This window comes from Thermodesulfobacteriota bacterium (assembly GCA_030583865.1).
Taxonomy (GTDB): domain Bacteria; phylum Desulfobacterota; class GWC2-55-46; order GWC2-55-46; family GWC2-55-46; genus UBA5799.
Genome location: CP129479.1, coordinates 82560 through 100792, shown reverse-complemented (window position 1 = coordinate 100792; position 18233 = coordinate 82560). Strand labels below are relative to the sequence as shown.

Annotated in this window: 21 protein-coding genes and 1 pseudogene; 18 read left to right on the top strand and 4 right to left on the bottom strand. The window is 57.2% G+C overall.

What is annotated here, in order from left to right; translation table 11 throughout:
* The first annotated feature begins 6 nt into the window (after nt 1–6).
* The 8 genes from QY316_00500 (at nt 7) to QY316_00465 (ending at nt 5414) form a co-directional block, all read left to right on the top strand.
* Nucleotides 7–360, top strand: a complete 354-nt coding sequence (locus QY316_00500) for a hypothetical protein (protein ID WKZ32919.1) — start codon at nt 7–9, stop codon at nt 358–360.
* Nucleotides 361–389: 29 nt separating this feature from the next.
* On the top strand, nt 390–818 hold the full coding sequence (locus QY316_00495) for a hypothetical protein (GenBank protein WKZ32918.1): 429 nt from the start codon (nt 390–392) through the stop codon (nt 816–818).
* Nucleotides 819–865: 47 nt separating this feature from the next.
* Nucleotides 866–1729, top strand: a complete 864-nt coding sequence (locus QY316_00490) for a hypothetical protein (GenBank protein ID WKZ32917.1) — start codon at nt 866–868, stop codon at nt 1727–1729.
* Nucleotides 1730–2824: a hypothetical protein gene (locus QY316_00485; GenBank protein WKZ32916.1), complete on the top strand. Its 1095-nt coding sequence runs from the start codon at nt 1730–1732 to the stop codon at nt 2822–2824.
* Nucleotide 2825: 1 nt separating this feature from the next.
* Entirely contained in the window at nt 2826–3074 is a 249-nt protein-coding gene (locus QY316_00480; protein WKZ32915.1) for a hypothetical protein, read from the top strand.
* Entirely contained in the window at nt 3071–3385 is a 315-nt protein-coding gene (locus QY316_00475; GenBank protein WKZ32914.1) for a hypothetical protein, read from the top strand. Before QY316_00480 ends, QY316_00475 begins: the two co-directional genes overlap by 4 nt.
* A 161-nt stretch (nt 3386–3546) precedes the next feature.
* Nucleotides 3547–4305 (top strand): DNA adenine methylase, encoded by a 759-nt coding sequence (locus tag QY316_00470; protein WKZ32913.1) that lies wholly within the window; start codon nt 3547–3549, stop codon nt 4303–4305.
* A 2-nt stretch (nt 4306–4307) separates the two neighbouring features.
* Nucleotides 4308–5414, top strand: coding sequence for a DNA cytosine methyltransferase (locus QY316_00465; protein WKZ32912.1), 1107 nt, complete (start codon nt 4308–4310; stop codon nt 5412–5414).
* A 173-nt stretch (nt 5415–5587) separates the two neighbouring features.
* On the opposite strand, the gene QY316_00460 is transcribed toward QY316_00465, so the two are convergent.
* Both QY316_00460 and QY316_00455 read right to left on the bottom strand, forming a co-directional pair.
* The gene (locus tag QY316_00460) at nt 5588–6328 is read right to left on the bottom strand and encodes a hypothetical protein (GenBank protein WKZ32911.1); all 741 of its coding nucleotides are present in this window, start codon (nt 6326–6328) and stop codon (nt 5588–5590) included.
* Between the two features lie 19 nt (nt 6329–6347).
* A complete protein-coding gene (locus QY316_00455) occupies nt 6348–7706 on the bottom strand; it encodes a DUF3426 domain-containing protein (protein WKZ32910.1) in 1359 nt (452 codons plus the stop codon).
* Nucleotides 7707–8097: 391 nt separating this feature from the next.
* Between QY316_00455 and QY316_00450 the strand changes: the two genes are divergently transcribed.
* The 7 genes and pseudogenes from QY316_00450 to QY316_00420 all read left to right on the top strand — a co-directional run bounded on the left by QY316_00450 (nt 8098) and on the right by QY316_00420 (nt 10781).
* Nucleotides 8098–8400 (top strand): phosphoribosyltransferase family protein, encoded by a 303-nt coding sequence (locus QY316_00450; GenBank protein WKZ32909.1) that lies wholly within the window; start codon nt 8098–8100, stop codon nt 8398–8400.
* Nucleotides 8401–8426: 26 nt separating this feature from the next.
* On the top strand, nt 8427–8918 hold the full coding sequence (locus QY316_00445) for a hypothetical protein (GenBank protein WKZ32908.1): 492 nt from the start codon (nt 8427–8429) through the stop codon (nt 8916–8918).
* Nucleotides 8919–9049: 131 nt separating this feature from the next.
* Entirely contained in the window at nt 9050–9193 is a 144-nt protein-coding gene (locus tag QY316_00440) for a hypothetical protein (protein ID WKZ32907.1), read from the top strand.
* A 42-nt stretch (nt 9194–9235) separates the two neighbouring features.
* Nucleotides 9236–9589, top strand: a complete 354-nt coding sequence (locus tag QY316_00435; GenBank protein WKZ32906.1) for an AAA family ATPase — start codon at nt 9236–9238, stop codon at nt 9587–9589.
* A gap of 17 nt (nt 9590–9606) precedes the next feature.
* Nucleotides 9607–9921 carry an AAA family ATPase gene (locus QY316_00430; protein WKZ34132.1) on the top strand — a complete coding sequence of 105 codons (315 nt, stop codon included), beginning with the start codon at nt 9607–9609 and terminating at the stop codon, nt 9919–9921.
* Between the two features lie 33 nt (nt 9922–9954).
* Nucleotides 9955–10641: pseudogene (gene queC / locus QY316_00425) on the top strand (7-cyano-7-deazaguanine synthase QueC).
* Entirely contained in the window at nt 10638–10781 is a 144-nt protein-coding gene (locus tag QY316_00420; GenBank protein ID WKZ32905.1) for a hypothetical protein, read from the top strand. Before queC ends, QY316_00420 begins: the two are co-directional and overlap by 4 nt.
* A gap of 440 nt (nt 10782–11221) precedes the next feature.
* Here QY316_00420 and QY316_00415 read toward each other — a convergent pair whose 3' ends face one another.
* Nucleotides 11222–11788, bottom strand: coding sequence for a Slp/YeaY family lipoprotein (locus QY316_00415; protein WKZ32904.1), 567 nt, complete (start codon nt 11786–11788; stop codon nt 11222–11224).
* A 33-nt stretch (nt 11789–11821) separates the two neighbouring features.
* On the opposite strand from QY316_00415, the gene QY316_00410 reads away from it, so the two are divergent.
* Entirely contained in the window at nt 11822–12976 is a 1155-nt protein-coding gene (locus tag QY316_00410; protein ID WKZ32903.1) for a deoxyguanosinetriphosphate triphosphohydrolase, read from the top strand.
* On the opposite strand, the gene QY316_00405 is transcribed toward QY316_00410, so the two are convergent.
* On the bottom strand, nt 12973–13740 hold the full coding sequence (locus QY316_00405) for a DpnI domain-containing protein (protein ID WKZ32902.1): 768 nt from the start codon (nt 13738–13740) through the stop codon (nt 12973–12975). The genes QY316_00410 and QY316_00405 overlap by 4 nt on opposite strands.
* A gap of 191 nt (nt 13741–13931) precedes the next feature.
* On the opposite strand from QY316_00405, the gene QY316_00400 reads away from it, so the two are divergent.
* A complete protein-coding gene (locus QY316_00400) occupies nt 13932–14225 on the top strand; it encodes a hypothetical protein (GenBank protein ID WKZ32901.1) in 294 nt (97 codons plus the stop codon).
* 531 nt (nt 14226–14756) lie between these two features.
* Nucleotides 14757–18164, top strand: a complete 3408-nt coding sequence (locus QY316_00395; GenBank protein WKZ32900.1) for an acyl-[ACP]--phospholipid O-acyltransferase — start codon at nt 14757–14759, stop codon at nt 18162–18164.
* Nucleotides 18165–18233 lie beyond the last annotated feature (69 nt).

The window sequence follows — 18233 nt, the reverse complement described above, 5'->3', positions numbered from 1 at the left end:
GGCCTTATGTATCTGGAGGTTTTGCACGACTCGGAGGGCAATATTCTCGGCTGCTACTGCACCGATTCCCTGCCGGTGAATAGCGGGGCGCCTTTGTTCACGATCCGCGAAGGCGTGCCGGAAGGCTATGAGCAGACCCGGATAAATATCGACACGCTCACCGCGATGGAAATCGACGGAGCAAGCGGGCAGAAGGCCGCACTGAACCCTGAAACCGGCCAGCCCGAAATTGTGAACGTGGACAGGGCCGAATACGTCATGGGGAATTACAAGGTGGACACGGCCTACGAATTCACCCCGCCTCCGGGAGTCCTGATCCCCGAGGGGATGAAGGTGCGGCGGCTGGTAAGGCGGGATTGAAATTTGAACCTTAAACGGAGGTATAAAAAATGGCACTCGTACTTGGCGATTCAGGGGCAAATGCAATACTTAATACTTACTTCAACAATGTGAGACCCGCTGGAGGAAGCAATTTTCAACTGAAGCTCTTCACGAACGACATAACTCCGCTGGACTCTCACACGGCTGGCAATTTCACCGAGGCAGCCGGCGGGGGGTATGCGGCCAAGACGCTCGCCAACGGCTCGTTCACGGTCTCGAATGTCGGCGGAATAGACCAGGCGATCTACCCCGAACAGACATTCACCTTCACGGGACCCCTTAACGGAGGCGCGACCATCTATGGATATGAGGTTTTGGACGCCGACGGGGTGCATATCTATGCAGAGAGGGACCCGAATCCGTTCACCCCGGCCGGCGACGGGGATACCTATAAGATCAATCTGAAAATCCAGGCATCCAAAGGCACGCCGACCTGATCTTTCTAAAATCCACGAGGGGGCTCCGGCCCCCTTAGGAGCTTCTGATGGCAGAGTTGATCCTTCACCATACAAAAACCGACGTCACTATAAACGGGCAGGCCGGAAAAAAGCTCGACACCGTCCAGACGTCCGGAGACCCGGAGGCGCATGGAGCCGGGTATTCCGGCGGGACGGTTACCTGGCGGGCGAATATTTCTATTCGCCATTCAAACGGCTCTGAAACCTCGTTGGGCACGGATGTCGCGTCCGTTTCGCGCAGTGCAGATGGCGAAGGCTATCAGAACGCCGGTTTTACGCTCAATAATAATGTTTCTGTCGTTTCAACAGATGCCATCAAGGTCGTTGAAAAGCTCATTATAGGAGCCAACACATACACCAGGACATGGATTTCAGCCCAGCTCGGCTTTGACGGGGTATTGAGCGCGGCCACATGGGATTTTATCAGATGGACCTTTGCCGATGCCGCCGAATGGGGCGAGGCGGAGCTCACTTACGGTAATTCCACAAGGGATTCCCGTATCGAAGGGATCATCTATCAGGAGAGCTCGGCGCAGGACCAGACCATAAACGGCTCAGGAGGCTTCGTGCTCGGCGGCTCGGGGACGATGACAGGTACGCCAGCCGGGCAGGCGCAGGACCAGACCATAAACGGCTCAGGAGGCTTCGTGCTCGGCGGCTCGGGGACGATGACAGGTACGCCCTACAGCGAACCGAGCATATCGCCCGAGCTGGCGGCCAAGATAGAAACGATTTACGTGCTTATGACTCACAAGTTTGCTCGAATATCTGTAACTCCTGAAGGTATTGAAATTTGGGCTGCGTTTGATGCAAACGGCGAATACCCCGTGATGACCTACGAGTACAACCCGGCCACCAAGGTCCGCAGCAAAGTTGTCATAGTGGAATAAATGGCCATCGAGGACCTTTTACAGCAGCCGCCGTGGGAGTTCTACTCCGCACGGCTTCAGCCCGACCCTCCTTACGACCCTGTATTTACGGTCTACCAGGATTACTTTACCTGGACGAAATTGTTTGCCGGGCCGAGCTACGGCGGCACCGAATACGGCGACGAGGCGACCGCATATGGCGCACGGGAGCTGGCAGCTCTTTCGGGAACTCCATGCGGGAATTTCCGGCATGATTTTTATTTCAAGATTACCGAGTTCGAGGGCGGCGGGACAGTCGGCACCCACAGGCTCCAGATTTATGAGCTTACTTCCGCGCCGATATGGGACCCGAATTGGGAGGAGAACTGGGCCAAAACATACCTGTATGCCGACATAAGGAGAGAGACAGAAGGCGGGCCACTAAAGGCATTCTTTTCGATTTCGTATACGGAGGAGATAGGGGTCAATCCGGAGACCTATTCAACCGAGGCGACCATCTCCCTTAACACTGGCTATTATGGCCGATTCGAGAGGGTGGACGGCGGAACCTACGGAAGAGTAAACCTCAAGCTCTTCAGCGATGCGGCGCGGACAAACCTGGTCACCACGCTAACGCTCGATTTCGACCGAGAGATTGATGAGTTCGTATATGGCGATAACTACTGGGCGCTATGGAACATCTGCAACCGCGCGCAAAGGTATTCGTCGGGCGAAATGGGGGGCGTAGACCTCCATATACCGCAAACGCAATCCCTGGCGGGAACCGGAGGTTTCATTCTCGGCGGGTCGGCCGACATGACAGGGGAGCCCGCCAGCCCGTCCATAACCGGGAGCGGCGGCTTTATTCTCGGCGGGACGGCCGTTATAAAGCGCGGGGCAGTAAGACATGGCCAGGGCGGGCTGGTCCTGGGCGGCAGGGCGGCCTTCTTGAGTTGGGTTCTGGATTCCGCCGCGGAGCAATCAGGGCAGATAGACCCGGCCTTTTGGGGCTGGAGAGCAGGCGGGGACAGCATCGCGTTTTGGGGTTGGTCCGGAGGAATGTCGACGGCCGTACCTTACTCTCTGATCAGAATAAAACCCTACGTTCAAACGACTATAACGGTGCCGGATTACTGATATGGACGGGGAGTTCCTGCTTTCAAAAGGTCTCCTGGAGGCCTTCATATCCGGGGCTGAAAGGGATGAGACAGCTATCGAGGCGGAGAACCTCATTGACGCGGATCTTGATGGAAAGGAGCTCCTCAATGCCTCGATGCTCGGGATTGGCCTGGGAGACACCTTTATTAACGCGGAGCGCTTCATTAATCCGGAATTTTCTGCCTGTAGAAACATTCAAATAGCAATACAGGCGCAGGAGGACATATGAGTGCCATAGTAACCAAGGACAGGGGGTCGGCGATCCTGATCCAGGTCGAGTTCAAAAGAAATACCCCGTTTGGAGCCATCGAGTATTTCGACCCTCCTACCCTGCCGACTATCGCGATCCTGGACCCGCAGAATGTGGAAAAGGTGGCTGAAACGACCATGACGAAGAAAGATGGCCAGGTCGGGAAGTATTATTACATCTGCCAGACGGCGGAAAACTGGCTTACCGGGGAATACAAGGCCAAGTGCAAAGGGGGTGACGGGACTTATACGGACGTGACGACAGAAGAGAAGGCTTTCAAGCTGAAATAGCAGAGCGGATAGCAGTCGGGGAGTTTGCCCCTCCCCAACCCTGTGCAATAACACAGGACGGTTGCCCGCTACTATCCGCACCCTCGCGCAAGGGCGGATTTAATGTAGCAGGGCACCCTCATGGAAATCAAATCCTATTTGATAAGGAGGGGCCTCCTGTAATGAGCATAATCCCGTGGATCGGCGGAAAGCGCCGGTTAGCCAAGCAAATCCTGCCTTTATTTCCAACACACACCTGTTATTGCGAACCCTTTGCCGGGGGCGCAGCCCTTTTTTTCCTTAAGGAGCCCTCGAAGGTGGAGGTCCTTAACGATGTCAACCTGGACCTGGTGACCCTTTACAGGGTGGTCCAGCACCATCTCGAGGAGTTCCTTCGGCAGTTCAAATGGGCGCTTACCAGCCGGAAAATATACGACTGGCTTCAGGACACCCCGCCCGAGACCTTGACCGACATCCAGCGGGCCGCCCGGTTCTATTACCTCCAGAGGCTTTCTTTCGGCGGGAAGGTCCGGGGACAGTCTTTCGGGACCGCGACCACATCCCCGGCCAGGCTTAATCTCCTCCGGATCGAGGAGGAGCTGAGCGAAGCCCATCTGAGGCTCTCCAGGGTCTTTGTGGAGCGCCTTAGCTGGCAGGAATGCATCGAGAAATATGACCGGGAGCACACCTTCATCTATTGCGACCCGCCCTATTGGGGCACGGAAGGGTATGGGGTGGACTTCGGCCTCGAGCAGTACGACCTCCTGGCCGAGAAGGCCAGGTCCGTAAAGGGAAAGATGCTTATAAGCGTAAACGACATCCCGGAGATGAGGAAGGCGTTCAAGGGGCTTAAACAGACAGCCCTCAAAACCGACTACAGCCTGGGGAGCAAATGCGGCAAGGCGGCGGCAAGAGGCGAGCTCCTGGTGAGGAACTTCTGATTATGGCCAGGCCGCTTAATTACCTTGACGCGTTCTCCGGAATAGGAGGCTTCCATAGAGGACTCGAGGAAGCCGGGTTTCGGTTCGGGTGGGTCGGTTTTTCCGAGATAGACAAGTACGCTAAACAGATCTACAAAAAGCACTTTCCGAGTGCGGAGGATATGGGCGATGTCAGAACAATTATCCCTGCTGGAAAATTGCCGGGTCGACTCGACCTCTTTACGTTCGGGTTTCCATGCCAGGATCTATCAATGGCAGGAAAACGAAGAGGACTTCATGCGGCACGGAGTGGGCTCTTTTTTGAGGCTGTGCAAATCATTAAAGCTGCCAGCCCCACGGTCTTTATCTTTGAAAACGTCAAAGGGCTCCTATCATCATCGGACTGGCGAGACTTTACGGCCGTCCTGCGAGCAATTGCCGACCTTGGGGTTTATGAATGCGAATGGCAGCTGCTTAATACACAGTGGTTTCTACCCCAAAATAGAGAACGCGTCTACTTTATCGGACATCTTAGAGGAAAATCCCGCCCCAAAGTATTCCCTTTCGGAGAAGGCGACCCGGAGATTATTGAGCTACAACGGCGGCTTCGGGGGCAAATGCAAGCCCAAAGGCGAGGACCAGGTGGCGGGCACCCTGACGGCCAGGTATGCCAAGCAGGGTCGGACGGACCCCTATGTGGCTACGTCATCCCGGTAAAGAGCGCGGCTAATGAGAAAGTCTGGGGCGGCAGGCGCTTCAAGGAGCCGGAGGAGCCCATGTTCACGCTGACCTGCCATGACAGGCACGGGATCATCGTTCACTCCCTTCAGCCCAGGAGCCCGGACAGGCCCTCCTTGAGGAACAAGACGTCCTCGGGCGGGAGCGGGCCTTTAAGCAGGGAGGACGGTAACACCTATTGCCTGGATAGCGGGAACGGGCAGGCCGTTGAGACCGTCACAGGGATAAGGAGACTGACCCCGCTGGAATGTGAGCGGCTCCAGGGATTCCCGGACGGCTGGACGGAAGGGGTTTCGGACACGCAGAGGTATAAATGCCTCGGGAACGCGGTGAGCGTTCCGGTGGTCAGGGCCATAGGGGAAAGGCTGATAGCGGGCTGGAATTCAAAATAGGTTTTACTGGGTCAAACGGAGGCGAAAAGGCAGTTATCGCGATTTTTCCCGTTTTTTATCTCGACGCGCTACAGAGAGGATAAAAAGCGGAGCATATATTCAATATGTGAGCATTTTTATTCCCGTAACTACGCGGAGTCCGGGGAAAAGACCGATTTAGAGGTTGCCTTTAATCAGCCTTTCCTTTTATCCAGCAGGTCCCTTGCCGCTATTTTAAGTTCCGGGTGAAGGGTATTGTCTTCGGCTATTTCATTGAGGTCCTGGGCAAGGAGGCCCTCGATGAGGGCCATCGACACCCTCGGAAAGGCGTACGGGTTTCTCGATACGGCCTTAAGGACCTCGTACCTGCCCGACCATCTCCCGTGAAGGGCGACGAGCTTCAAGACATGTGGCGAGTTTGGCCGCCTGGAGGCGATCTTCAAGACCTCCCTCTCGGTTATCCTGGGGTTATTTAGTAGGTTCGTTACGATGACCGGGTCCGGGTCGGTAAGGAGCCTCTCTATGTCCTTGTAGCGGTGCGATTTTGAGAGGCTTCTCCGCTCTCCGAGAGTGAGGTGGCCGGTCTTGACGAATTCCTCATCCTCATAGCCGCTCACCCCTTCCCTGAAGGGCTCGAAATAGTTGAATAGCCTTTCTACCCTCGATAGATTAAGCCTGAGCGCCGAGAGGTAGATGGAATCCGCGGCACGGCCAAGCGCCTTCCCGAGCGCGTCATGGTCCACCATCATGGCGCGGACTATCGAAACGCCCGCGCCGCGCGGGTCCATCCCGTAGATTATCTCGATGAGGTTGGCGGCGTCCTCGGGCGGCAGGGCGGCCAGGGTCCTTGCGAAGAGCCCGAGTCTCATGCTTTTCTCGGGCAGGGCCGAAAGGCCGGAAAGGAGGTTCTCTGCTATGCCCTCAAGGCGGCGCATCGAGTTTTCCGAAGGGCGGTTACCTTACGATGTCTATGCCGTACTCGGCCACTCCCTCCGCCTCGGTGAAGACTACCATAACAGGCACCGTGCCCCTGGGCGGTATGACGCCGCCGGACGGGTCCTTGAAGGCCTTGAGGAGGTCTTCCCTCGAGAGGCTCCCCACTTCCTCGAGCGATACCACCCTGCCGGGTGATACAGAGCGCGAGCCCAGCTTTTTGCCGCTCCGGTCGTAGATGGCCCCGGTTGCGGCCTTTATCTCCTGGGGCTCTTCGGTCAGGTTTCTTACGCGCGCCTGTATGACGAATATCCTTCCGACATTCCCATTCTCGGCATAATAGCCCTCAATGGTCTCTATGCCTACGGTCTTGGCCTTCGCTTCTCCGGGCGTAAGCGCCTGCGCGAGCTTGTCTATGGCCCCGGTGAAGTAAACGAGGCCGCCTCCTATCAGTACGATTAGCGCGGCTACTATAAGGCCGAAAGAGGCGGGCCGCTGCGGGGCCGTCTTATTGCCTCCCCTCTCCCGCTCCTCTTCCTCTCCGCCATCCTCAAAGGCCGGAAGGTCTTCTCTCGAAAGGTTCTGGGAGAGTATCTCCTTGAAATCGTCATCCGGGGCCTTTTGCTTGCCCTTTTCAGGGGCAAGGGCCTCCTTGGCGTAGCCCGAGGCGGAAAAAGGTATCGCCTTCTCCACCTTCTCATTGGCTGCCTTTGCCGCTTGCGGCGCCTCTGCCGCGATAGCGCCCTGGAGGGAGGGGGCCGCCTCTCTATTGACGAGCTCGGGGGTTTCGAAGCTGAAGTTTATATCGTCCTCTTCCTCTTTTGGTTCCTCTTTTATCGGCTCCCTTTCCTCTTCGGCACGGCGATCCTTTTCAGCGCCTTCGAAGCCGAAGCTGAAATCGTCCTTCTCATCCCCGAGGCCCCACTCATTTTTCTCTTCATGAGCCTTGTCTTCGGGGCTGAACTCGAAGCCCTGGCCTGTTGCGACACCGGAATCGACCCTATCCGAACCGGTATCCGGCCCGGCATCCAAACCGAAGCCGCCTCCCGTATCCTGCTCGTTTACGGACTCGTGCGCGGCGGCTTCACGTGCCTCGGTCCCTTCAGAACCCTCCCTGAAGTCAAAGGCGAGGTTCTCTCTTTTTTCGTCCCCGCCAGTCTTTCGCCCGGCCTTATCCCGCCTCGGCGCATCCGCTTGCGCCGCAGCTTCGCCTGCCGAGGCCCCGAAGATATCTTCCAGCTGTATCTCCTCGACCGGCGGAGGCGGGGCGGCCACGAAGACGTTCTGGCACTTGGTGCACCGGACCCTTACCCCCTTGCCGGTTATACGTGAATCGTCCAGGCGGAACTTGGTGCCGCACCTGTCGCAATGTATTATCATTCTTCTCCCCTGCGTTTGAGGGTTAAGTTATTGTAAATATGTAGCACACCGGAGAACCCCAATTCAAGTCCAACTCCGCTTGACACCGGAGGGCCGGGATTATATGCTTTACTAAAATCGGACTCCTCAAACAATATGAACCTTAAGCCCTGCATCCCGCGAGAAGCGATAGACGAGATAGTAAGGCGGCTCGCCGCCGGGATAAATAGCGATTACAGCGGACGGACGCCCTTGCTCGTGGGCGTGCTCAAGGGCGCTTTTCTCTTCCTCTCGGACCTCGTACGGAAGCTCGATATCGAGCACGAGATAGACTTCATCCAGACCTCCCTGCTACGGGCACCGCGACACCCCGGCTGCGGACGTACTGATAGTACGGGACATAACAGCGGACTTGAGCGGGCGCGACGTGATAATTGTGGAGGACATCATCGACAGGGGGCACACTGCGAAGGCGCTCATGAAGTACTTCTCCGACAGGGGCGCGGCCTCCATAAGGCTCTGCACGCTCCTCAAGCGCGAAGGCGGGGCCCCGGAGCTTAAGGCCGACTACACGGGAGCGATAATCGGGCCCGGCTTCGTCGTCGGCTACGGGATGGACTACAAGGAGAGGCTGAGGGGCCTTCCCGGCCCTCTACACCGTTCAGGAAGAGGGGGAGCAGTGGATGGACCTGCCAGGCTCATAGGCGGGCTTTGAGGCCCGAGGCGTTCCCTGAGCGCCCTTTGGAAATCGAACTCCGCCAGACTCACGTCTCATATCTACTGTTCACGCCGGATTTCGTCTATAAGATAAAAAAGCCCGTTGACTTCGGGTTTCTGGATTTTACCAGCCTCGAGAAGCGCCGCTTCTTCTGCGAGGAGGAAGTCAGGCTCAACCGCCGGCTTGCGCCCGGCGCATACCTGGGTGTCTCGCGTGTGACCGAGGAGGGCGGGGCCTTTTTCGTTGACGGGCCGGGCAAGACCGTCGAATACGCCGTCAAGATGAAGCGGCTCGACAACGGGCAGTGCCTCTCGACACTCATCGCGTCGGACAGGGCTGCACCGGAGACCGTAGCGCAAGTCGCGCGCGCCATAGCCTCGTTCCATCAAAAAGCCCGCACGGGACGCGCATATCTCAGGCTTCGGCTCGATAGAGGCCATAAAGAAAAATACCGGCGAGAACTTCTCCCAGACCCTTCCATTTATCGGAAAGACACTGAGCGAGCGGCTCTATAAGTTGATAAAAGACCATACCGAGGGGTTCCTTTCCTTCGAGGCCCCCCTCCTTCAAGGCAGGATAAGGAACGGCTTCATAAGGGACTGCCACGGCGACATCCATTCCCGAGCACGTCTTCATCGACGGCGGAGTGCAGATAATAGACTGCATAGAGTTCAACGAGCGCTTCAGGTACTCGGACGTTATCGCCGACGCCGCCTTTCTCTCGATGGACCCTCGATTTCCTCAACAGCCACGGCCTTTCCTCCGCCTTCGACGAAGCGTACTTCCATGAAACCGGGGATTACGAAGGCGGCCGCCTCATAGACTTCTACAGGTGCTACCGGCGCATTCGTCCGGGGCAAGGTCGAGGGCTTCAAGGCCTCGGAGCCGGAGGTCAAGGGGGCCGAGAAGGAAGCCTCATTCCTCCGCGCCGCCTACCATTTCCACCTCTCCGGGCTCTACGCCGCGGGCGGGTTTCAGGCCCCATGCTATAGTCTCCGGGCCTTCCGGGACCGGGAAATCCACTCTGGCAGCCGAAATAGCCGGGCATACCGGTTTCGTCCACCTCTCTTCGGACGCGGTCAGGAAGGAGCTGGCAGGGCTCTCTCCCGGCGAGAGGAGGAAGGAGCCCTTCGGAGAGGGTATTTATTCCGATGACTTCACGAGAGGACATATGACGAGCTCATAAGGCGCTCTTCTGACCTGCTGGAAAAGGGCCGTTCGGTCATCCTGGACGCGACGTTCGGAAAACGGAAGCACCTTCTGAGGGCCAGTGAAATGGCGGCACGGAACCGCGTTTTCGTCAACACCGTCGAATGCACCGCCCGGAATTCCACGATACGGGAGCGCCTGAGGGCGAGGCTCGCCGAGCCGGGCAAGGCTGTCTCTGACGCGGACTGGGACATCTATCTCAGGCAGAAGGCCCTCTTCGAGCAGATATCCGGGCCTCACTTCGTTTCCTGGGCAGAGGACCCCCTACAGGAGCGGGTCAGGAACGTATTCTCCATAATTTTCGGTTGAGCCGTCCAAGCCTTATGTGCTTTAATCTCCCTTATGGGCAAGGCGATAGTCCTCTTGAGCGGGGGCATGGACAGCACTGTGACGGCGGCATTTGCCGCGAAAAAGGGCGGATGCGCGTTCCTCCATGTGAACTACGGCCAGAGGACCGAGTCGAGGGAGCTTAAGTCGTTTAACGCGATAGCCGATTTCTACGGCGTAACGGAAAGGCTCGTCGTGGATATAAGCCACCTGAGGCTCATAGGCGGCTCGGCCCTGACCGACAGGAATATCGATGTGCCGGGCGGGGAGCTCGATAGAAAAGATGTGCCCGCGACCTATGTCCCGTTCAGGAACGCACCTCCTTTCAATAGCCGTCTCATGGGCCGAGGTTACGGGCGCAAGGGAGATTTACATAGGCGCGGTCGAGGAGGACGGCTCCGGTTACCCGGACTGCACACTCGATTTTTTCAAGGCATTCGAGGGGGCGGCGAACCTCGGCACCCGGCAGAGACGAGGATAACGATAGTAACCCCGCTTATAAGCCTCAGGAAATCCGATATAGTAAAAAAGGGCGTTGAGCTCGGGGCGCCGTTCCGTCTTACGTGGTCCTGCTACATCGACGAGGAGGCCGCCTGCGGGGAGTGCGACTCGTGCCTCCTCCGGCTCCGGGGGTTCAGGGAGGCAGGGGTAACCGACCCAATACCCTATCGCTTAAGCGTTACGAAAAGGGGAAGGCAATGACCTTCAAGGAGTTCCTGAAAATCAAAAAAGGGCTGGACACCGAAGGCAGGAACGTCTTCGAGTTCATGGACGATTATTACGACGAGTATATGGAATATCTTCGGGGCTTGAAGGACGGCTGCTCGCCGGTAAAGGATTAGCGGTTCGCTTAAAAACAAGGGAAGGTCTGATTGATTCCGTTTTCTGTCATTCTGAGGGAGCGTAAGCGACCGAAGAATCTCGTAACTTGATGATTTTTCTAAATACGAGATTCTTCGCTGCGCTCAGAATGACAACATTTGCGAATTAATCAGAGGTTCCCAAGGTTTTCCGTCATTGCGAGCGAAGCGAAACAATCTCGTTTTCAGGAAAATCAAATATCAGGAGATTGCTTCGCCGCGCAAAACCGCTTCTCGCAATGACAAACGGACTTTTTTCGACCCGAAGAATCTTTCTTGGCAACCTCTAAAAATTAGAGATTTTTCCCGCAGTCGAGGAAGGCCGGGAATAAAAAGCGGAGCATATATGATAATATGTGAGCATTTTTATTCCCGTAACTACCCAGAATCCGGGGAAAAGATCAATTTTTAGAGGTTGCCTCTTAAGGGAAGAACGGGTAGGGATAGTAAGGCCGCCTCGGGCCGAACGGGTAGTAGGGGTTAAAGGGATGAAAGGGCCCGTAGGGACCGTATGGGTAAAACGGCCCGTAGAAGAAGGGGTCCTGGTAAACGTACCTGTCCTCGATCGGGTCGAAAATCCGTACCTCTATGGGCTCGAGGACCGGATAGGGGTATTCCATCCTGCCTATCCTCCTCATCTCGACGGCCCTTACGGTACCGGCAACGGTTATCCGCTTGTCCTTGGAGTAGATGTTGGTGTCGAGGAAGCCCCTCGCCCGGATTATGAACCTGCCCCTTGATGTTCCGTTACCGGGGCGCTCGTCGAACCCGAGTTTCGTCTCAAGCACCTCTATCTCTGTAGCGTCCTCGAGGTTTTCGGCGCCGAGGATTATGCCGCCCCAGAGGACGTTCGAGCCGAGATAGCGGTCGGGGTTGGCCTGGACCTGGTCGAGCGTGATATCGCGGTCCACGGCCTTCAGGACGCCCCTGGGCATGACCGAGCAGCCCGCAAGCACCGCAACTGCCAGGATGAGGACGAGAGTTCTCATGCATTAATTCTATTATCTTCCGGGGAAAAGTCAATGGCAAAGGCCCAGAATTACATCGAGGCGGAATCAAGGAGGCTTCAGCCCTACGCGGCCTGGAGCGGGGCTACAAGGGGCAGGAGGCACGCGGAGGCCGAGCACCCGTTCAGGACCCCATTCCAGAGGGACAGGGACCGGATAATCCACTCCCACGCCTTCAGGCGGCTCGAATACAAGACCCAGGTCTTCGTCTACCACGAGGGAGACCACTACCGGACGCGGCTTACGCACACCATCGAGGTGGCCCAGATATCCCGGACCATCGCGCGCGCCCTCGGCCTTAACGAAGACCTTGCCGAGGCCATAGCCCTGGCCCACGACCTAGGGCACCCGCCCTTCGGCCACACGGGCGAGGACGCGCTAAACCACCTGATGGAAGGGCACGGCGGCTTCGAGCACAACGGGCAGAGCCTCCGCATAGTGGAGGAGCTTGAGAGGAAATACCCGGGCTTCAACGGCCTCAACCTCACCTATGAAGTGCGGGAAGGGATCGTGAAGCACTCTTCCGAGCACGACCGGCCCGGCCGCAATTCCGAATACGACGGCGGGAGCTCCGCCTCGCTCGAAGCCCAGATAGTGGACATAGCCGACGAGATCGCCTACAACAACCACGATATAGACGACGGCCTCTCGTCCGACATGTTGGAAATCGACTCCCTCAGGGAAGTGGCGCTCTGGAAGGAGCACTTTGAAGAGGTGAAGGCCCTTTATCCCGGAGAGGACCGGAGGATACTCGTCTCCCAGACCATAATAAGGATAATCAATGCGCAGGTTACCGACCTCGTGGGGATCATCATTAAGGCCATAACCGACGAGGGCATCGGCTCTATCGATGACGTGAGGGCGCGCGGGGCGAACATCGCGGGCTTCAGCCCGGAGATGGACGCCAAAAACCGGGAGCTTAAGAGGTTTTTGAAGGCCAACCTCTACAACCACCACAGGGTGATAAGGATGGCGGACAAGGCCCGGAGGATATTAAGGAACCTCTTTACGGTCTACATGAGGGAGCCGAAGCTGCTGCCGCCCAAGACCTGCATGGAAATAGAGAGACACGGCAAGGAAAGGGTGATCTGCGACTACATAGCAGGCATGACGGACAGGTTCGCGCTGGATGAGTTCAAGAAACTGTGGGACCCGTACGAGAGGGTTTAGAGGAGGCCATAACGCCCGTTTCCGAGGAACTTCACAACCCCCTTGTCCCTCAGAAGCTGGAGCTGCTGGCGGATTTTGGCCCTTATATGACTGTTATGCGGGTGAAGCCTTGAAAGCTCATCCTCACGGGAATATACCTGTTCGAGGCTGAACTCTCTTTCTCCCAAATCCCTTACGACCTTAAGCACGTCCGAGGTCCAGCCCCGTAGCTCGCTCCTCTTTTCGAGCAGGAATCTGAACCTGCTGAACTCCCGCCTCACCAGGCCTTTGTTCATTGCCTGCCTATCTCTTATAATAGGGATCCTTCCGTCAGGCGGGAGCTGCTTAAGGACTATATTGCAGCCCACCCAGCCCGCGCGGCGAGCGAATTCCGAAAGCGGCTTTCTCGCCTCTATGCACGATTCGGATAGAAAAAACCTGGGGACGATAATAAGGTTTTCCGCGCAGCGCTCCGTGGGATGATAATGCAGAAGGAGCAGGTTCGGAGCGCGGTTTTCCCGAATGGATTCTATCATCGGGAGATAAGCTGAATCCACGAACTTATTTCCAAGCGGATTCCGCTGGCTCTTCAATTGGTAGGTTTCGCCGCAGCACCCGCAAGCGTAGTCGTGTACTTTCGTGTTGTCTTTCGAGGACACGAGGCTATTGCGGCTGCACGAGGCGCAGAAAAGGTTCCGCCTCCCCCAGTCCTCGGTCAGGACGCGGGCGATCTGCGAGGGGCTTTTGTACCCCCTGGATTTACTTATGTCGAAATACAGGTCCACCGGGAATCAGGATACAAAATCATCTCCGTTAAGACAAGCGGTTTTACCGATGTTCCCTTGAAGAAAGAATGAAATAACAGGTTATGAGATTATACGGGTCGGTGAACATTTTTGTTTGAACGACCTCAAGAAGTGTAGTATCCTTTAATGTAAGTTTTCCAATAGCTTATTTCTATTTTTCAGGAGGTCTTATGGGTGACGGTTGCGGAAGTTGCGGGCCTGCCGGCGGCGGCCCGTTCTCGGAAGGTCTTGAGCTGGTGGAGTTCGTCTATCACGCGCACGGCGGCGGGGTGAGGAATGCCCCCATCCCGGACGGCGGCCTTAACGCCAAGTGCCAGGGCTGCGGCGAGGCCTTCGTCCTGAAGACCTTCGTCGGCAAGTGCCCCAAGTGCGGCGGCGTGCACGCGGTATCCCCCCCGAGGTGCGACGACCCGGAGAACATCCAGTTCGCCGGTGTCGGCTACAAGCTCCCACACGAAAGGTAATCCCCTTTCAAAGAAAAACCCCTCAGTCCCTGAGGGGTTTTTTATTTGCCGGGAGTCCGCTTTTATGGCGCGGATGCCAGGGACCGGAAAAGCCAGCACTCCTGAACGATCCCTTTCCACCCCTGCGCTCCCCTGATTTCGCTCGATTGCCAGAAAAGCCCTTTGGCCCGAATGCCGGGTATAAAGCAAGCGCCTTTCATCCAGGGCGGCCCGGCTTTTTGCCCCATCCGGGGCCCTCTTGGGGTATAATAGACCTTCGCTTTTTAATCATGTTCAGGTCAAATTCCACGCAGCTTGCTGCGCTGTCTTTAACTCCTCCCCCTTGATGGGGGAGTTTGGGAGGGGGTGAAGGATAAGCAACCCTCCCCTCCTATCCCCTCCCGCCTGCTTGTTAATGGGGAGGGGTGTTTGAAGATGCCCCGGAGCTTCCTGAGGGGAGGTTCATTTGCCGTGATGCCCGTCGGAACCCGATACGATCCTCGCAAGAGCTGAACCCGTGGAATAAAAAAGATAACTCCATGAATAATATAAATGAGCATAGGCAGATATAAAGACCTCATAAAATCAATGGGCTTCCAGTCCTTCCTCTGGACCCAGTTTCTGGGCGCGTTCAACGACAATGCCTTCAAGATAGTATTGTCCCTCGTGGCCGTGAACATCGCGGGCTCGGAAGGCGCCTCGGGCGGGGCTTACCTCTCAATGGTGGGCGCGGTCTTCATACTCCCCTTCTTCTTCTTTTCCGGTTATGCGGGCCACGTTGCGGATGTTTTCAACAAGCGGACCGTCATAATAGCTACCAAGGGCTTCGAGGTGGTCGCGGTGCTCTTCGGGCTCGCCGCGCTCTGGTCCGGGAGGATCGAGCTCATGCTCGGCACCCTCTTCCTCATGGCGCTCCACTCGACATTTTTCAGCCCCGCAAAGTACGGCATAGTGCCCGAGATGCTCCCGGACAGGGACTTATCCCGCGCAAACGGCCTTCTTGAGATGTCCACCTTCCTTGCCATAATACTGGGCACCTCCCTCGGCACGATAATGTATTCGGCCTGGAGCGACAGGCTCACGGTCGTGGGCCTCGTCCTCGTGGTAACGGCCCTTGTAGGCATGCTCATGAGCTTCGGTGTGCCGGTCGTCAAGGATTCCGGCGCAGTCAAGCGCTTCAAATGGAACCCCTTCTCCGAGATAGGGAAAGGCTCCAGGAGCCTTCTTAAGAACAGGCTCCTCCTCTTCACCGTCGGCGGCATAACGTATTTCTGGTTCCTCGGCTCGCTCCTCCAGATGGTCATAATCCTCCTCGGAAAGGAGGTAATGGGCCTTACCGACCTATGGGTCGGGATACTGATAGTCTTTCTCGCGGTGGGCATAGGGCTGGGGAGCATCACCGCCGGGAGGCTTTCCGGCGACAAGGTGGAGCCGGGGCTCGTGCCGCTCGGCTGGATAGGCATGGGGCTATTCTCGCTCCTCCTCGCCTTCTCGCCGGACTCGTACCCGCGAACCGGGGCGGCCATGCTCATGCTCGGCTTTTCCGGCGGCCTCTTTATCGTTCCCCTTAACGCGCTTCTACAGCAGAAGAGCGCGGCGGTAGAGAAGGGCCGCATAATAGCGACCAACAACTTCTTCAACACATGCGGCATTCTCGCCGCCTCGGGCGTGCTCTGGGTAGCGACAGAGACGCTGGGACTTGCGGCGGATAAGATAATACTCATCTTCGGCGTGGTAACGCTCCTCTCGACCGTATTTGTACTCAAGGCCCTGCCGGATTTCCTTACGCGCTTCATACTCTGGATGCTTACCCATACCCTCTACAAGATAAAGGTGGTCGGCCAGGAGAACGTGCCGCTTACGGGCCCCGCGCTCCTCGTCTCGAACCACATGTCGTTCGTTGACGCCTTTCTTGTGGGGGCGTGCGTTCAGCGCTTCATCCGTTTCCTCATTTACGAGTACTTCTACAACATAAAACCCATTCAGTGGCTTTTACGCCTCATGAAGGCCCTGCCCATAGCCGACGGCAACAGGAAAGAGGTGCTTCAGTCGATCTCGCGGGCAAGGGATGAACTCAAGGCCGGACACATGGTCTGCATATTCGCCGAGGGCGCGATAACGCGGACAGGGAACCTCCTGCCCTTCAAGAAGGGTTTCGAGAGGATAATAGACGGCCTCGACGTCCCGGTGATACCGGTCCACCTCGACCGGGTCTGGGGCTCGGTCTTCAGCTTCAAGGGCATGAAGTTCTTCTGGAAGTTCCCCGCGCATTTCCCTTACCCGGTCACGGTCTCATTCGGCAAACCCCTCCGGGGCGCAGCGGCCCTGGAGGCGAGGCAGGCCGTTATGGAACTCGGGAGCGCTGCCCATGACCACAGGCGCTCTCAGGACGACCTCTTGCATTCGGGTTTCATAAAAGAGGCCCGCTCGCGCCTCTTCTCGTTCTGCATGGCCGACTCTACAGGAAAGAAGCTATCCTGGGCGCGCGCGCTTGCCGGGAGCATCATCCTCTCGAAGTGGGCCGCCTCGAACCTCAAGGGAGAGAAGGTCTGCCTGCTCCTTCCGTCGAGCGTTGCAGGGGCGCTCGCCAATATCGCGCTTCTCATGGCCGGCAAGGTCCCGGTTAACCTCAACTTCACCGCGAGCAGGGAGGCCGTGCAGTCAGCCGTCTCGCAAAGCGGCGCGAGCGAGATAGTCACATCCAGGGCGTTTATCGAAAAGGCGGGCATCGAGATGGACGGCAGGATGCTCTTCCTCGAGGACGTGATGGCAAAGGTCTCCGGGACCGGGCGCCTTTTCGGCATGGCCGCCGCCCTGCTTTTCCCGGCCCGCCTCATTTCGGCCCTTTACTGCGTGAACAAAGACCCAAAGGGCCTCGCTACCATCATATTCACGAGCGGCTCGACCGGGATCCCTAAAGGCGTGATGCTGTCGCACCACAACATCATCTCCAACGTAGAGGGGCTCCAGCAGATATTCGTCCATTCCCACAGGGACACCATAATGGGCACGCTCCCGTTCTTCCATTCATTCGGCTACACGGCCACAATCTGGTTCCCGCTCCTTTCGGGATTCCGCGCGGTATACCACCCCAACCCCATGGACGCGAGGGGCATAGGCGAGCTTACGCGTAAATACCGCGCGACGATGATAATGGGCGCGCCCACCTTCTTCTCCCATTACGTGAAGAAGTGCGAGCCCGGGGATTTCACATCCTTGAGGTACGCCGTAGCCGGCGCGGAGAAGCTTAAGCCACAGGTGGCCGCGGAGTTCAAATCAAGGTTCGGCATCGACCTCCTCGAAGGCTACGGCGCAACTGAGATGTCGCCCGTCGTCTCGGTCAACATCCCTGATATCGAGCACGGCGGGGTGCGCCAGAGGGGCTCGCGTACGGGCACTGTAGGCCACCCCATACCCGGGGTCTCGGCAAAGGTGGTTAATCCTGAAACTGGAATGGAGCTCCCGCCCGGGGGCGAAGGGATGCTCCTCGTAAAAGGGCCGAACCTCATGCTCGGCTATCTCGGCGACCCCGAGACCACCTCGCGCGTCTTAAGGAACGGGTGGTACGTTACCGGGGACATAGCCTCGATAGGGGAGGACGGGTTCATCACGATACTCGACAGGCTCGCCAGGTTCAGCAAGATAGGCGGCGAGATGATACCGCACATAAGGATAGAGGAAGCCCTCGCAAACGCCCTCTCCTCGGACTGCGTCGTAACGGCTGTGCCGGACATGGCGCGGGGGGAACGGCTCGTGGCCTTTTACACGAAAAAGGATACGGCCCCGGAAGAGGCATGGAAGGCGCTGGCCGATACGGACCTGCCGCGGCTATGGCTCCCCAAGCGGGACAGCTTCTTTTTCATTGAGGAGCTTCCGGTCACAGCGACCGGAAAAACCGACATGAAGAGGATACGGGGGCTTGCGGCGGAGCTCGCCCGGGCAGGCGGGAGCTTCCTTTAGGCTGCTGGAAATCCGCTTCGTTTTTCTTGCCGATCGATACTCCGGCTTATACGATAATACTCCTGATTC

Bases quoted from the DNA above. Each gene is read 5' to 3' on its own strand.
- QY316_00415 (WKZ32904.1), bottom strand. From the start codon at position 11,788: ATGAGAACTCTCGTCCTCATCCTGGCAGTTGCGGTGCTTGCGGGCTGC.
- QY316_00410 (WKZ32903.1), top strand. From the start codon at position 11,822: ATGGCAAAGGCCCAGAATTACATCGAGGCGGAATCAAGGAGGCTTCAG.
- QY316_00485 (WKZ32916.1), top strand. From the start codon at position 1,730: ATGGCCATCGAGGACCTTTTACAGCAGCCGCCGTGGGAGTTCTACTCC.
- QY316_00490 (WKZ32917.1), top strand. From the start codon at position 866: ATGGCAGAGTTGATCCTTCACCATACAAAAACCGACGTCACTATAAAC.
- QY316_00400 (WKZ32901.1), top strand. From the start codon at position 13,932: ATGGGTGACGGTTGCGGAAGTTGCGGGCCTGCCGGCGGCGGCCCGTTC.
- QY316_00465 (WKZ32912.1), top strand. From the start codon at position 4,308: ATGGCCAGGCCGCTTAATTACCTTGACGCGTTCTCCGGAATAGGAGGC.
- QY316_00480 (WKZ32915.1), top strand. From the start codon at position 2,826: ATGGACGGGGAGTTCCTGCTTTCAAAAGGTCTCCTGGAGGCCTTCATA.
- QY316_00420 (WKZ32905.1), top strand. From the start codon at position 10,638: ATGACCTTCAAGGAGTTCCTGAAAATCAAAAAAGGGCTGGACACCGAA.
- QY316_00500 (WKZ32919.1), top strand. From the start codon at position 7: ATGTATCTGGAGGTTTTGCACGACTCGGAGGGCAATATTCTCGGCTGC.
- QY316_00460 (WKZ32911.1), bottom strand. From the start codon at position 6,328: ATGCGCCGCCTTGAGGGCATAGCAGAGAACCTCCTTTCCGGCCTTTCG.
- QY316_00470 (WKZ32913.1), top strand. From the start codon at position 3,547: ATGAGCATAATCCCGTGGATCGGCGGAAAGCGCCGGTTAGCCAAGCAA.
- QY316_00455 (WKZ32910.1), bottom strand. From the start codon at position 7,706: ATGATAATACATTGCGACAGGTGCGGCACCAAGTTCCGCCTGGACGAT.
- QY316_00395 (WKZ32900.1), top strand. From the start codon at position 14,757: ATGAGCATAGGCAGATATAAAGACCTCATAAAATCAATGGGCTTCCAG.
- QY316_00475 (WKZ32914.1), top strand. From the start codon at position 3,071: ATGAGTGCCATAGTAACCAAGGACAGGGGGTCGGCGATCCTGATCCAG.
- QY316_00495 (WKZ32918.1), top strand. From the start codon at position 390: ATGGCACTCGTACTTGGCGATTCAGGGGCAAATGCAATACTTAATACT.